The sequence below is a fragment of the Psychrobacillus sp. FSL K6-4615 genome, from assembly GCF_038008225.1.
GTDB lineage: Bacteria > Bacillota > Bacilli > Bacillales_A > Planococcaceae > Psychrobacillus > Psychrobacillus psychrotolerans.
Window position 1 is genome coordinate 3,247,923 of sequence record NZ_JBBOYQ010000001.1, and the last position, 14,393, is coordinate 3,262,315.

Below are 14,393 nucleotides of genomic sequence, written 5' to 3' on the forward strand. Positions count from 1 at the left end.
TTATTGTATGAATTATCTTATTTTCAGAAAGGACGGAATATTATGCCACAAATGCTAGCTTTGGTTATTGTTGTCGCTATTTTATTTATTGGAGACTTTGTCTCTATACGAACTAAAGCTTGGATCCCGTCTGTTTTCATAGCTGCCATATTGTTCATTCTTGGTTACTGGACATTTTTCCCTAAGGAAATCATTTCAATAGCTGGTGTGCCTCCAGTAGTTGCAACAATGATGATTTATCTTCTCATCACAAATATGGGTACACTCCTTTCTCTTAGACAATTAAAGGAACAATGGAAAAGTATATTAATTTCACTAGCTGGGATTTTAGGTATAATTGTCGCATTATTCACAATAGGTACTTTACTATTCGGAGTTAAAACTGTTATCGTGGCTATTCCTCCATTGGTTGGGGGTGTGGTGTCAGCGCTAATCATGTCAGAAGGTGCTGCAAATGCAGGTCTTACCACTTTGTCGGTGTTTGCAATAGTCATATACGTTATGCAAGGATTCGCCGGGTATCCACTTACTTCAATTGTACTTAAAAAAGAAGGAAAAGAACTTCTTCAAAAGTTCCGCATCGGCGAAATTACTATTGCAGGACAAACTAAAGATGAAGTAGGAAAACCAAAAGAAGAACTCAAAATGTTTCGTAAATTGCCAGAAAAATATAATACCGACTACTTTAAATTGTTTCGTCTAGCTTTCGTCGGATTCCTTGCTTATGGGGTATCTACTCTATTAAACCCTATTCTAGAAATTAGTCCTTTCGTACTTTGCTTATTATTTGGGATTATCGCGGGAAGTATTGGTTTCTTAGAAAGAAACGTCCTTCAAAAGGCAAACAGTTTCGGTATTTGTATCTTAGTATTAATGTTATTTGTTTTTGATGCCTTGAAAAACGCTACACCTTCTATGATTATGCAACTGTTTTATCCACTTGTAGGAACAATTGTCATAGGAGTCATAGGAATGTACATATTCTCCTTCATCATTGGAAAAATTCTAAAAGTCAGCAAAAATATGGCCTTTGCAGTTTCATTGACCGCACTTTATGGATTCCCTGCTGACTACATTATCACAAATGAAGTTATTAAATCTTTAACAGAGGATGAGAAAGAAAGAGAAGTTTTAACTAGTCACATGCTTCCTCCCATGCTTGTAGGAGGATTTATCAGTGTAACTATTGTTTCTGTTATTCTAGCAGGTATATTCGTAGGGTTTTTATAAAACTGCTTAATGCTTACATAGAGAGCCAATCTAATAATCTTTTAAGTTTCGCATAATTTAAAGAAACCATAATAATATATAAAATCATATAAAAGTTAACGGGGGATCAGCATGATAAACAATAAAATAAAAGAATCCATTAAAAATAATAGGGAAGAATTAGTTCAACTTCGCAGAAAATTGCACAGCCAGCCTGAACTATCATTTGAGGAGTTCCAAACGACTCAGTTTATATGCGAGTATTTAGATAATCTTGGAATCTCTTATCGTAAAACGGAACCTACTGGAGTTATCGCGGAAATCAAAGGGGCAACAGGTGGAAAAACCGTTGCTCTTCGAGGTGATATGGATGCCCTTGCGATTCAACAACTTAATAAACACGTCCCATATGCCTCTAAAACTGAAGGAAAAATGCATGCATGTGGTCATGACGCACATACTGCTATGTTATTAATAGCAGCGAAGGCACTTTCAGCGGTAAAAGATCAGCTTTCTGGAAATGTACGCTTGTTATTTCAACCAGCAGAGGAAATAGCACAAGGGGCAAAGGCTATGGTTAAACAAGGCGCAATGGATGATGTTGATAATGTATTCGGTATCCATATTTGGTCTCAAATGCCTACTGGTAAGGTTTCCTGTAATCCAGGTCCTTCCTTTGCTGCAGCCGATATCTTCAAAGTGACATTCAAAGGACGAGGTGGTCATGGCGCCATTCCAGAGGCTTGTATCGATGCAGCTCTTGTTGCTTCATCCTTCGTCATGAACGTTCAAACAGTTATCTCTAGGACGATTGATTCGCAAAGCCCTGCTGTTTTAACAGTTGGTAAAATGGTGGTTGGTACTCGATTTAATGTCATTGCGGAGAATGCCGAGATTGAGGGAACTGTCCGTACCTTCCATTCCAATACTCGCGACCATATTGAAAAGTCTATTGGCCAATATGCGGAAAGTGTTGCGGCTATTTACGGCGCAACCGCTAAGGTACAATATACAAGAGGCACAGACGCTGTAGATAATAACGAAGAAAGCGCTAATCTTGTCCAACAGGTGGCATCTGCTTCGTTTGGTTCAGACGTTGTCTATTATGAGAAGCCGACAATGGGCGGAGAAGATTTCTCGGAGTTTTTAACAAAAGCACCTGGTAGTTTTGCACTTGTCGGTAGCGGTAATTCTAAAAAGGACACAGAATGGGCTCATCATCACGGTAACTTTGATATTGATGAGGATGCACTTTCTACTGGAGCTGAACTCTATGCTCAGTATGCTTGGACATATTTGAATAAGTAAAGATTTTAAATGCAGTCGGATGGAGAAAACAGTTAGTGGTTTTCTCCATCTTTTTTTCATTAACTTTTATCTGACTTTTTAAACTATTTATATAAGAAATCGTATATACTTATGTAAAAGGCTTGGAGGGATATGTATGGAGGATTTTATAGGATTAGTTGCTGTAGTGATGGTTTTTTCCATACCACTGACTGCAATATGGACAACACATCTACGAAAGTCTCAAAAAGTGAAATTAATCATTGTAAAAGATGAAATTGAACTGGAAAAGCTCAAATATAATAACTTTTTGCTCGAAACAGAAAAAATGCGAATGGATCTTCAGCACAAACAAGCTAACTTACTAGAAAGCTCAGATCCACTTGTTTTAGATTTACAAAAAAGTGCACAACAAGAGACAAAAACTATATCTTCTTAAAACAATCGTGCTGATTTCATTTCTGCACGATTTTTTTGAATGCTTATTTCCATTGTAACCCCTCTCATTCGCTACTTTAACAGTGCATCGATTACAATAGAAGTATTCTACTAAACTAAATAGGAGCTTACTATGCAAACATCTACTAAAGGATTCTTTCAACTACTCAAAAGTCTTAAATGGCCCGTCAAGATAACAATTATAGCCGTTGCTCTATCCTTGATAAGCACTGTTATTGGGTTAATCGTTCCACTTGTCACGAAGAATTTAGTTGACACTTTAACCACAAGTGCTTTCAACTGGAAAATGATTGGAATATTGCTAGTCGTATTCCTTCTACAAGCGATTTCCGGTGGATTCTCATTTTATCTATTATCTTATATAGGAGAATTTATAGTTGCAGATCTTCGAAAAAAACTCTGGAGCAAAGTACTCCATCTCCCTGTCCCCTACTATGATCAAAATGAAAGTGGAGAGACGATGAGTCGTATTACACAGGACACTACTACTTTGAAATCTCTTATTACGGATCATCTAGTAAATTTTGTATCTGGGATTATTACCATTATTGGGTCGGTTATTATCCTATTTTTTATCGATTGGAAAATGACATTGATCATGCTTGTTAGTGTGCCATTAAGTATAGCAATTATGATGCCCCTTGGATCAATGATGCATAAAGTATCCAAATCCACACAAAAAGAAATGGCATCGTTTTCTGGTCTCCTGGGCCGAGTGTTATCGGAAATTCGCCTAGTTAAATCTTATCGAGCCGAGAAAACGGAAACTATTAGTGGAAATGAAGCTATCCAAAATTTATATCGATTTGGCTTAAAAGAAGCAAAAATACAAGCTTTCATCTCCCCTTTTATGACCCTTATTATGATGGCCATTTTAGTCGTCATTTTAGGCTATGGCGGTTTGCAGGTATCTCAAGGAATATTATCAGCTGGTGATCTTGTTGCGATTATCTTTTACTTAGTAAATATTATTGTGCCTTTTGCACAAATGGCTACCTTTTTCACATCTTTCCAAAAAGCCGTTGGGGCTACAGAACGAATTCAAGAAATTTTCTATATGGACAGTGAAGCTGTTGAATTAGAAGCACCAAAACATTTAAAAGACGGTGTTATCACATTTGAAGATGTGCATTTTTCTTATGGTCCCGATAAGAAAATAATAGATGGCATTTCCTTAATAGCACATCCTGGAACTGTCACCGCTTTTGTCGGGCCTAGTGGTGGCGGTAAAACTACTATATTTTCCTTAATTGAACGGTTTTATGAACCCGATTCTGGAACCATCTTATTTAACGAGTCTCCTATCACCGACCTATCGTTAAATGCATGGCGCTCTAAAATTGGATATGTTTCTCAGGAAAGTCCATTAATGAGTGGTACTATTTTATCGAATATCACCTATGGTATGTCGACTATTCCTTCTATGGATACAGTCATTGGAGCAGCGGCAGCAGCAAATGCTGCAGACTTCATCGATAATCTACCAGAAAAGTATGATACGCTTGTCGGAGAAAGAGGCATTAAACTTTCTGGTGGCCAGCGCCAACGTATCGCAATTGCAAGAGCCCTCTTGCACAACCCGAAAATATTATTGCTGGATGAAGCGACCTCTAATCTTGATAGTGCGTCGGAGACATTGGTGCAAGAAGCGCTCGAACGGCTAATGAATGGGAGAACTACCCTTATCATTGCACATAGACTAGCAACGATTATTCACGCCGACCAAATATTCTTTTTAGAAAAAGGAAAAATTACTGGTAGCGGTACACATGAAGAATTGCTTGCCAAACATCAGCTTTATCGGGAATTTACTCACGGACAAGGCTTGTCTTAATCACCTGTCATAATAAATAACAAAAGAAGGAGTAGAAAGTGACAAGGTCACTATCTGCTCCTTCTTTTCTTATGATATTTGATTTGATATCTAATAGTCGGTGTCAAACTCACAAAGAAGTAAAGCTCTCCTTGTAGAAGGTATACAAAATAATAGGTAGTAGAATTAATCCAATTTAATTATATTAACACTATTAGATCATGAAAGTTGAACTAAAATATGGGCATTATTTCAAACTTTTCATAACTTCTTTCATATTTTAAATTTTCTATGTATTACTCTCTATAATATGGTATCTTATTTATAATTGGATTTGATTTCCTTTTATTGATTTAGAAGAGGGTGTGGGTTTTATGAACCTTGGGCAATTGATTAAGTTAGAGCGCCAGAGACAAAATATTAAGCAAGAGGCTTTAGCTTTGGGTATATGTGTTCCCTCTTACTTAAGCAGAATTGAAAACGGCTTAGTCATTCCAAGCGAAGATATAAAGCACCTTATTCTTATGCGGCTAAACATCTCGGCAGATACATTAACGAAAAGACCCAATGAAGAAAATACTACGCAGTTTAAAATACGGTTCAAGCAAGTTATAAACTCTCGAGATAAAGAGTTGGCTAAACAACTACTAGTTGATATTCACCTTCATATTACCGAACATCCCTTAGAAGCAGATCGACTTACACTGCTGTTATTGGAAGCTCGATTGATGCTTATGTTACCTGAGGAGTTGGAAATACAAAGGAATATAAATATTTTAGTAGATTTCAAAAAGGAAATGACAATAGAACAACTATTTTATCTGTACACAATTCAAGGTATTATTGCGTATCAAGATAATCAGTTTAGTCAGGCTTCTCATTTCTTTAAGGAAGTTTTTCAATTAATCAAAGGCTATCGTATGGAAGACTGGGAAATGGCTGAATTGCATTACATATCTGGATTATCTCTATTATCTGAGTCTCGTTACATACTTGCTATCGACTATGTAAAGGAAGCAATTTTTTATTTCAATCAAGAAATATTAATCGATCGATCCATTGAATGTTTAATGATTCTGGGGATTGCTCAAAAGAATTCGGGCGTCTTAAAGGATGCTCTTGCTACTTTTGAGAAGGCAAAAGATATAAACCTGAAGATTGAATCCTCTGAGTTTAACGGGATGATTGAGCATAATCTGGGTTCATGCTACTCTTTGCAACTGCAATCTGACCAAGCCTTACAACATTTTTTTAATGCTCTGGATTCCAAACACAACCCTGAGGACAGGATTGTCACTATTCTTTCTATACTTAAGGAATATCACAAAAATGGGGATTTACAGAATGCTTTAGTATGGTTGGAAAAAGGATTAGAAACTGTCCAATATGTAGGAGAGAGTAAGAAAGATCTTTATACCAATCATTTTTCCGTATATGGAGCGATATTACTGGAAAACCAAGTGCTTATACCTATATTTAAGAAAAGCTTGGACTATTTCGAAGGAAAGCAAGATTATAAACATTGTATGATTTATTGCAACGTATTGGCTAAACGACTAGCTGAAACTAAACAGTATAAGCAAGCGTCCATTTACTATGAATTAGGATTCCACTATCATTTGAAGCAATCAAAAGTATTTAGTTGGGAGGAATTGTCATGAAAAAATTTGTATTTGGTGTTCTACTTTGTTTCGTCTTATTCACATTTCCAGTTCTAAGTTCAACCCATTCTACTGAGGACGACAAACCCAAAATTACATCTATTGGGGAGCTTATTTAACTGATTGATTGAAAAACTAAGGCACAAGATTCGATTTAGAATTTTGTGCTTTTTTATTACTTATTATCATACATAAGTTACCAAAAAAGGAGGATCTATGTCTACACGTAATTCTAAAAGAATTGGAAAGAAAAAAAAGAATTTAAAATATACCTTTATTATTATTTCTGCACTACTTTTAGTGGGTATTATTGCTTTTGCTGTAAATCTATCATTGGAAGCGAAGAAAGCAACAACCAAGATGTACGTGCCTTTAATACGCGATGAGGAAGCTCAGAGTGATAAGTCTCCACTTAAAACAACACCTTTTAGTCTATTAGTAGCTGGTGTGGACGATAAGAAAGAGGAAACATACGGTCGTTCTGACATGCTCCTATTAGTCACCATACATCCTAAATTAGGTAAAATTTCCATGGTGAATATCCCTCGAGATACTAGGGTTTATGTCGAGGAATTGGAACGAGAGGACAAAGTGAATCACGCCTACTCACATGGCGGGATAAACTATACGATAAATTCGCTTGAAAAGCTCTTAGATGTTCCAATCGATTATTATGTTTCTACAAATTTCCAGGGGTTCGAAGACATAGTCGATACACTTGGCGGAATTGAAGTAGATGTGCCGTTTACAGTTGATATTCAAATGGCAGATACATTGGAATGGAAAACTTATACCGAAGGGCCAATGCTATTAAAGGGAAACGAGGCGCTTGCCTATGTTCGAATGCGTAAAAAAGATCCAGAAGGCGATATAGGTCGCAATAAACGTCAAAAACAGGTGATTCAAGAAATCCTAAACGAATCCACTCGTTTTAGCAGTGTAGCTAAACTAGATGATTTGATAAAAAATGTCGGTGAAAACGTCAAAACAAACATTTCAACTGCTGATTATTGGAGCTTTGTACAACTATTTCAACAAATGAAGGATTCCCCTATCGATCAATTAACGCTAGAAGGCCAAGATGAAAGAATATACAGTAAAACAGAAGGAAAAGAATTATGGTACTTTATACCAAACGAAGCTTCCTTAGAGAAATTAAAGAAGAACCTAAAAACCAACTTGGGAAAAAAAACACAAAAAAACATCTCCCCAAGTAATATCAACTTAACACTCCACTATGAATATGAATAACAATAAAAAACGAGTCCTCAGACTCGTTTTTGTTTATAACTTCTATTCAACTGTCACTTCTTCTTCTGCAATAATATGCTGACTGTATACTTCAACAAATTCCAAAGACTCTTCAATATTATCTACTAACTCAAAAACATCCAGAATCATTACAAGTCTGATCGTCGTATCTTCCCCAAAAATGTTTTTGTAAATAACATCTTTATAATGGGATTTCACTAGCTTATCGACATCCTCTAGCCTAACGGCACGTATGATATTAATGGTCTCTTCATAGATTTTATTAGACATAGAACCGGATATTGAAATGTGTTCAAACAACAATTTAACAGAAAAAATTTTATACATTACGCTCACCTCTTACTTATAACTTTAGTATGTGAGCACGTAGATTGCTAGATATTTCATGTGTGAATGTAGTGTTGTAAATCCAACATTAAACGTCTATTTTTGTTCTTGCTTTCCTAGATGAAATAACCTAGCTAATACCTTTATATTTGTTAGGGTATTTCTCTTCCATTTAAATATTAAACTGACTTTCATATAGCTCGGAGTAGAAACCTTTTTGTTTCAGTAGCTCTGTATGAGTCCCGACTTCAATTAATTCACCTTGATGAATAACTAAAATTCTATCCGCATTTTCAATCGTTTTTAGACGATGTGCTATGACAAAACTGGTACGGCCTTCTGAAAGTCTATTGAGTCCTTGTTGAATATCTATCTCTGTTTTCGTATCAATGCTTGAAGTTGCTTCATCTAGTATTAATATATCTGAGTCTGCTAAAACGGCACGAGCAATCGCTAATAACTGACGCTGTCCTATACTTAAATTAGATCCATTTCCGGTAATCTGGGTATCATACTTATCAGGTAAATGCTTGATAAATCGATGAGCAGACGCTAGTTTAGCTGCCTCTATTACTTCGTCATCCGTTGCTTCTAGTCTACCGTATCGAATGTTCTCCAAAATGGAACCAGTGAAGAGAAAAGTATCCTGTAAAACAACCCCAATTTTTTCTCGAAGCTTGCTTATTTGATAATCGCTAATTGATCTCCCATCGATTTTAATATTTCCCGAGTCCAATTCATAAAAACGCATAAGCAAGTTAATAATTGTCGTTTTCCCCGAGCCTGTTGGACCTACTAAAGCAATCTTTTCACCAGCTTTTGCCTCGAAGCTAATATTTTTTAGAATTGGTTTGCCACTCTCATATGAGAAGTGAACATTGTTAAAAGTAACGTCTCCTTTTAAATGATCTATTGTAAGTGCGTACTCCTGATCCTGAATATCGGGAGCTTCATCCATTATTTCAAATACTCGCTCTGCTCCTGCTATAGCAGACTGAAAAGTGTTCAATAATGTTGAGAGCTGATTAATAGGTCTGAAAAATTGTCTAGAGTAATTTACAAATGCTGCAATTATACCGATAGTTGCCAATTCCTGAACAGTCATTATAGCTCCGATTCCAATTATTAATGCAAGACCTAAATTGTTGATAAAGTTGTTGATAGGTCCTAAAAACCCCGACACAGTATCGGCAGCTGTTGCAGAACTGCGAAGTCGTTCATTTACAATCGAGAACTTTTGGATGTTCTTTTCTTCTTGACCAAAAAGAGTAATTACTTCATTGCCAGATATGGCTTCTTCTACAAATCCATTTAACTCACCTAAATCACGTTGTCTTTTGATGAAGTTGCTACTACTATAGCTGATAATCTTTTTCGTTGTGAATATAACTAATGGAACAACCAACAGTGACACAATAGCCAACACCCAGTTAAGTATAAACATAGCTATCGTAACACCTGTCACCATCATTACAGTTGAAATAATTTGGATCACACTTTGACTTAATGCGTTATTCAAACTTTCAATATCGTTCGTCACACGGCTCATAAGGTCTCCATGGGTACGTTTATCGAAAAACCGTAGAGATAGAGTTTGAAACTTTTCATATAGATCCTGGCGTAGTGACCGAATAGTTTTTAACGACACTCTAATCATTAAAAAGTTTTGTAGCCAAGTAAATGCAGCCGCCGCTGTGTACACAATTGCTAGGATCACTAAGTACCGTAACGTTCCATCCATATCCTTTGGAATTATAAACTCATCAATGGTTACACCTATCATGTAGGGAACTAACAAGTTTAATAGAGTAGAAATAATAACTAATATGATTGATACTACAATTGCTATTTTCTGTTTCTCCATATATCGCCATACTCGTATAAGCGTTCCTTTTTTATCTTTTGCTTTCTCTACTGGCCCTCCAAATCCTCTTGGACCCCTTGCACGACCTATTGCATTAGATACCGGTGGAGCGGAAGTTTTACTCATATGAAAGGACCCCCTTTCCACTTTGCGTCGCATAGATACTGCGGTAAACCTCACTATTTTCAATCAGTTCATCATGTGTGCCACTGGCAACAATCATGCCGTCTTCCAGTACTAAAATTCTGTCAGCATTAATAATGGAAGAGACTTTGGAAGATACGATGAATACAGTTGTATCAGCTAAATCATGTGTAAGTGCTTGCTGTACTTGCACTTCCGATATGGCATCTATCGCAGAGGTAGAATCATCTAAAACTAGTATTTTCGGTTGACGGATAAATGCACGAGTCATCGATATTCGTTGCTTTTGCCCACCTGAAAGATTTGTTGCCCCCTGCATAAGCTCATGCCCAAATCGTCCATCTACTTTGTTGATAAATTCGCTTGCAGCCGCAGAGTTAGCCGCTTTTTCCATGTCCTCTATAGTTGCCTCTTCTTTACCGAAGCGAATATTTTCCTCTATGGATCCTGCAAATAACGTTGCCTTTTGCGGCACAAAACCAATTAAATCTCTTAAATTTTTAATAGAATACTCTTTTATATTTATGCCATTGATCATTACCTCTCCTAAATCCGGATCATACAATCGAGGGAGAAGTTTTATAAGTGTCGACTTTCCGCTTCCGGTCGGTCCAATAATTCCAATCGTTTCTCCACTATTCACATGAAATGAAATATCCTTTAATACATATTCTCCGTTTTTACTATAACTAAAATAAACTGATTTAAACTCAACTTCTCCCTTGAACTCGTTATTCGATAAAGGATTCACAGGATCAGTTATATCAATTTGAGTTTCCAATACTTGTTGAATTCGACGTGCCGAAGTAAACGACCTCGTAATTTGCATTAATACATGACTACTCGATACCAACCCGTTCATGATTATTGTTAAATAATTGATGAATGCTAAAATAACACCAACCTGCAGTGTTCCTTCATTTACTTTTATGGCACCCATCCACATACCAACAACCACTCCAATATTAACGATGAATAGCATCACTGGCATAAGCGTAAGAATGAGTTGTTCTGCCGACATATTACGCTTCGTTAACTCCTCGTTCACATGTTTGAATGCTTTTACCTCAAAGTTTTGTCTATCAAATGCTTTAATCACACGTATCCCTGCGAACGTCTCTTGAAGTTTTGTATTTACTTTATCCATAGCTTTTTGTACTTTCGCAAATAATTTCCCTGTTTTATACGAGAAAAAATAGATTAAAATCATCAAAATCGGAATTACTACCAATAACACTGGGAATAACTCTCTTGCTGTAAACCAAACAATCGCAACTGCTCCTATAAATAATAGTGGTCCTCTTACAAACACTCGAAGCGTCATCATAAGTGCCTGTTGAACGGCAGTAATATCATTTGTCACAATCGTTATTAGCTTACCTACACCAAAATTGTCCATATTTTCACTGGAAAATCGTTCGGTCATTTTAAATACATCTTTTCGAATATCAGCAGCAAAATTCACAGCCGCTCTAGTACTATATATCGTACACCCTACTCCACCTATCAGCCCAACAACTGCGGTTACAAGCATTAACACGCCTAGTTTTATGACATAGGCTGTATCATCATTCGCAATACCATTATCAATAATATGTTGCATAATTGTCGGGGAAAGTAAATCCATGGCAACTTCAATGCACATAAACATTGGGGCTAATATTGCAAAAAGCATATATGGTTTTACATAAGGAAGTAATTCCCAAAATGATTTCATAAATCTCACTCCCTAATAGTTATCTGTCTTTAATCGTTCCGTTATTTCTTTCATAAATGAGATTAGTCTTGGCGAATTTTCAGGAGTCGTTCGAGTTTGCTTTATCGCCTTTCTAAGTTCAGACTCCCATAAATCTATTTGTTCCTTTAGATGAATTGCTTCTTCAGATTTTTGCCAGATCCAACGAGCCTCCCAATTACTCCAGAATAGTCCTTCGTTACGGGTTTCAAACTCCTTCAATCGATTATTTCCCTTTTCTTGAATGATATAAGTTTTTTTTTCGGCTGAAGGTTCAAGTTTTATCAATTCCTGCTCCAGTAATTCCTGAAGTGCCGGGTAAACTGTTCCCGCACTTGCAGTATAATGTCCGCTTGATCTAATTTCTAATTCCTTCATAATCTGATAGCCATGCATCGGTGCCTCTTCTAATAAATGTAAGATAGCCAGTTGAACAAAACCTCTACGCCTTTTCATGCAAACCAACTCCTTTAACTATATCGATAATTTTAATCGATATATCGATTAAAAACAATAGTAAAGGAGTTACCCATTTTATATGTGGGTAACTCCTTTGTGATCAAATTATTTAAAAGGAAATGTATATGTTATATGTCATTTTTGTTATTCCCCGTATTTAACCTTTTCTAACGGTTCAAATGCTGGTCCCTCGAGTACATCACCCTTATAACTAAATCTAGAACCATGACATGGGCAATCCCATGAACTTTCTGCATTATTAAAGGAGACATTACAGCCCATATGAGTACACGCCGGTTTTACCAAATAAACTTTTCCTTGGTCATCCTTATAGGCACCGACCTTTTTGCCATCTAGCATTATTAAATCTCCACTACCATTTTTTAAATCATCCAGCTTCAAATCTAGTAATTCCGTCTTTCCTTTAACCAGCTCTTTTGCAACACTTGCATTCGTCTTCGCAAAACTAGTGATATCTTCTTTTTTCATCTTAGATCGGGTTGGTTCATACAACTCTATATACCGATTTTCTTTTTCAAGCACTAGATCAGCCATTATCTGTGCTGCAACCATACTATTTGTCATACCCCATTTAGCATAACCCGTAGCTACTAATACATCAGTCTTCCCCGCTGTCATTGTACCAACATAAGGAAGCTGATCTAAGGTCACTAAATCTTGAGCAGACCAACGATAATCATAATTTTTCACCTTAAATTGTTCTCGACCGAAAGCTGCGAGGTTTTCATAATTTACATTGGTATCTCCTTCGAATCGACCAGTTACATGTCCTTCTCCACCTAATATCAAATACCTTTTACCATCTTGTCCTAGCGCAGTTCGTACAGATCTGGTCGGTTTCTCTACATTTATATACATCCCTTTTGGATAATTAGTCGGGGCGATAGAAGCTAGAGCATAAGAACGTTCAGGATGCATTCTAGCAAAGTACAAACCATCCCCATCATTAAACGGGAAATGACTACATACCAGTATTTTGTTTGCCCGAATATGCTGTCCTTCCATTAGTTCTACTGTGTTCGATTTCACAGTCTTAGCACGAGATTCCTCGTAAAATTCCACACCATTTTCGATTGCTTTTTCCAATAAAGCTTTTGCATATTTTATAGGATGGAACTGCCCTTGATCTTCTAACTTAAGGGCTTGCTTCACTGTATAAGGAAGTCCTGTATCCTTTGTTAAGGAAGCACCTTCTATCCCAAGAGTGTTATATGCCTCCATTTCTTTTTCTACTTTTTCTATACCGACCTCCGTATCTGCATAAATATAAGCAGGCATCGTCTCGTAGTCACAGTGAATGTTCAATTGTTCAATCGTTTGTTTGATATATTCCTTAGCTTCCGTATTTGCATCATAATATAATCTCGCTTTTTCTTCTCCAAAAGTAGAAATTAGTTGCTGATAGATAGGACCATGCTGCGCAGTCACCTTGGCGGTTGTGAATCCCGTAGTACCTTCTAATATTCGACTACCCTCTACCACAATCACCTTTCGACCGCTATTACTTAACAAATATGCTGCAGTGATACCTGTAAGACCAGCACCAATGATGACAATGTCCGTTTCGATATTGTTGTTTATTTTAGAGAATAATGGAAAGTCATTATTTGCTCTCCAGTAGGATTTAGATTCTGTAGGTAAAATTTGATCAGACAATGTGTATTTCCTCCTTTTTACTACAGTGTCTATCTATTGATGAAACTTTATTCATTTTTTTGCGTATAACAGAAAAACAGTTTTAGTAAGGGGAATGAATGTGGATACTTTTGGTTTATATTTTGTAGGTTTTGCTCCTATTTTTATCGGTGCTGTATTTGTCATAGTTTTTGGATTTATTATTTTTGCGATTATTAGCAGTGTAAAACAGTGGAACAAAAACAATAACTCTCCTAAGTTATCTATACCCGCTCAAATAGTGGCGAAACGCGCTAATACACGTGGTGGTTCAGGCAATAGTTCAGCTTCAACAACCTACTATATTACTTTTCAGTTTGATAGTGGCGACCGTTTGGAGTTACAGCTTAGTGGAAAAGAATATGGAATGTTAGCAGAGGATGATCTTGGTGTATTAACATTCCAAGGAACTAGATATCATTCTTTTGAAAGAAAATAAAACCGTACATTCTCCAAATGGAGCTGCAC

General features: G+C 36.5%; 13 protein-coding genes. 8 read left to right on the top strand and 5 right to left on the bottom strand.

Annotated features, from left to right (window positions below; translation table 11 throughout):
* Positions 1-42 precede the first annotated feature (42 nt).
* From MKX53_RS16260 to MKX53_RS16290, 7 genes are all read left to right on the top strand, one after another.
* The gene (locus tag MKX53_RS16260) at positions 43-1,230 is read left to right on the top strand and encodes a hypothetical protein (RefSeq protein ID WP_093537531.1); all 1,188 of its coding nucleotides are present in this window, start codon (positions 43-45) and stop codon (positions 1,228-1,230) included.
* 111 nt (positions 1,231-1,341) lie between these two features.
* Positions 1,342-2,517 carry a M20 metallopeptidase family protein gene (locus MKX53_RS16265; RefSeq protein WP_340912591.1) on the top strand — a complete coding sequence of 392 codons (1,176 nt, stop codon included), beginning with the start codon at positions 1,342-1,344 and terminating at the stop codon, positions 2,515-2,517.
* A 136-nt stretch (positions 2,518-2,653) separates the two neighbouring features.
* Positions 2,654-2,935 (top strand): hypothetical protein, encoded by a 282-nt coding sequence (locus MKX53_RS16270; protein WP_340912593.1) that lies wholly within the window; start codon positions 2,654-2,656, stop codon positions 2,933-2,935.
* Between the two features lie 132 nt (positions 2,936-3,067).
* On the top strand, positions 3,068-4,789 hold the full coding sequence (locus MKX53_RS16275) for an ABC transporter ATP-binding protein (RefSeq protein WP_340912596.1): 1,722 nt from the start codon (positions 3,068-3,070) through the stop codon (positions 4,787-4,789).
* Between the two features lie 353 nt (positions 4,790-5,142).
* Positions 5,143-6,429, top strand: coding sequence for a helix-turn-helix domain-containing protein (locus MKX53_RS16280; protein ID WP_340912598.1), 1,287 nt, complete (start codon positions 5,143-5,145; stop codon positions 6,427-6,429).
* On the top strand, positions 6,426-6,548 hold the full coding sequence (locus MKX53_RS16285) for a hypothetical protein (protein ID WP_340912600.1): 123 nt from the start codon (positions 6,426-6,428) through the stop codon (positions 6,546-6,548). Before MKX53_RS16280 ends, MKX53_RS16285 begins: the two co-directional genes overlap by 4 nt.
* 97 nt (positions 6,549-6,645) lie before the next feature.
* Positions 6,646-7,680, top strand: a complete 1,035-nt coding sequence (locus MKX53_RS16290) for an LCP family protein (RefSeq protein WP_340912602.1) — start codon at positions 6,646-6,648, stop codon at positions 7,678-7,680.
* A 42-nt stretch (positions 7,681-7,722) separates the two neighbouring features.
* Here MKX53_RS16290 and MKX53_RS16295 read toward each other — a convergent pair whose 3' ends face one another.
* From MKX53_RS16295 to MKX53_RS16315, 5 genes are all read right to left on the bottom strand, one after another.
* Positions 7,723-7,971, bottom strand: a complete 249-nt coding sequence (locus tag MKX53_RS16295; RefSeq protein WP_445678269.1) for a DUF4288 domain-containing protein — start codon at positions 7,969-7,971, stop codon at positions 7,723-7,725.
* Positions 7,972-8,200: 229 nt separating this feature from the next.
* Positions 8,201-9,892, bottom strand: coding sequence for an ABC transporter ATP-binding protein (locus MKX53_RS16300; protein ID WP_445678285.1), 1,692 nt, complete (start codon positions 9,890-9,892; stop codon positions 8,201-8,203).
* Positions 9,893-10,010: 118 nt separating this feature from the next.
* Positions 10,011-11,753 carry an ABC transporter ATP-binding protein gene (locus MKX53_RS16305; protein ID WP_340912606.1) on the bottom strand — a complete coding sequence of 581 codons (1,743 nt, stop codon included), beginning with the start codon at positions 11,751-11,753 and terminating at the stop codon, positions 10,011-10,013.
* A gap of 12 nt (positions 11,754-11,765) precedes the next feature.
* The gene (locus MKX53_RS16310) at positions 11,766-12,227 is read right to left on the bottom strand and encodes a PadR family transcriptional regulator (protein WP_340912609.1); all 462 of its coding nucleotides are present in this window, start codon (positions 12,225-12,227) and stop codon (positions 11,766-11,768) included.
* Positions 12,228-12,374: 147 nt separating this feature from the next.
* On the bottom strand, positions 12,375-13,907 hold the full coding sequence (locus MKX53_RS16315) for an FAD-dependent oxidoreductase (RefSeq protein ID WP_340912611.1): 1,533 nt from the start codon (positions 13,905-13,907) through the stop codon (positions 12,375-12,377).
* Positions 13,908-14,007: 100 nt separating this feature from the next.
* On the opposite strand from MKX53_RS16315, the gene MKX53_RS16320 reads away from it, so the two are divergent.
* Positions 14,008-14,364: a DUF2500 domain-containing protein gene (locus tag MKX53_RS16320; RefSeq protein WP_340912613.1), complete on the top strand. Its 357-nt coding sequence runs from the start codon at positions 14,008-14,010 to the stop codon at positions 14,362-14,364.
* Positions 14,365-14,393: the final 29 nt, after the last annotated feature.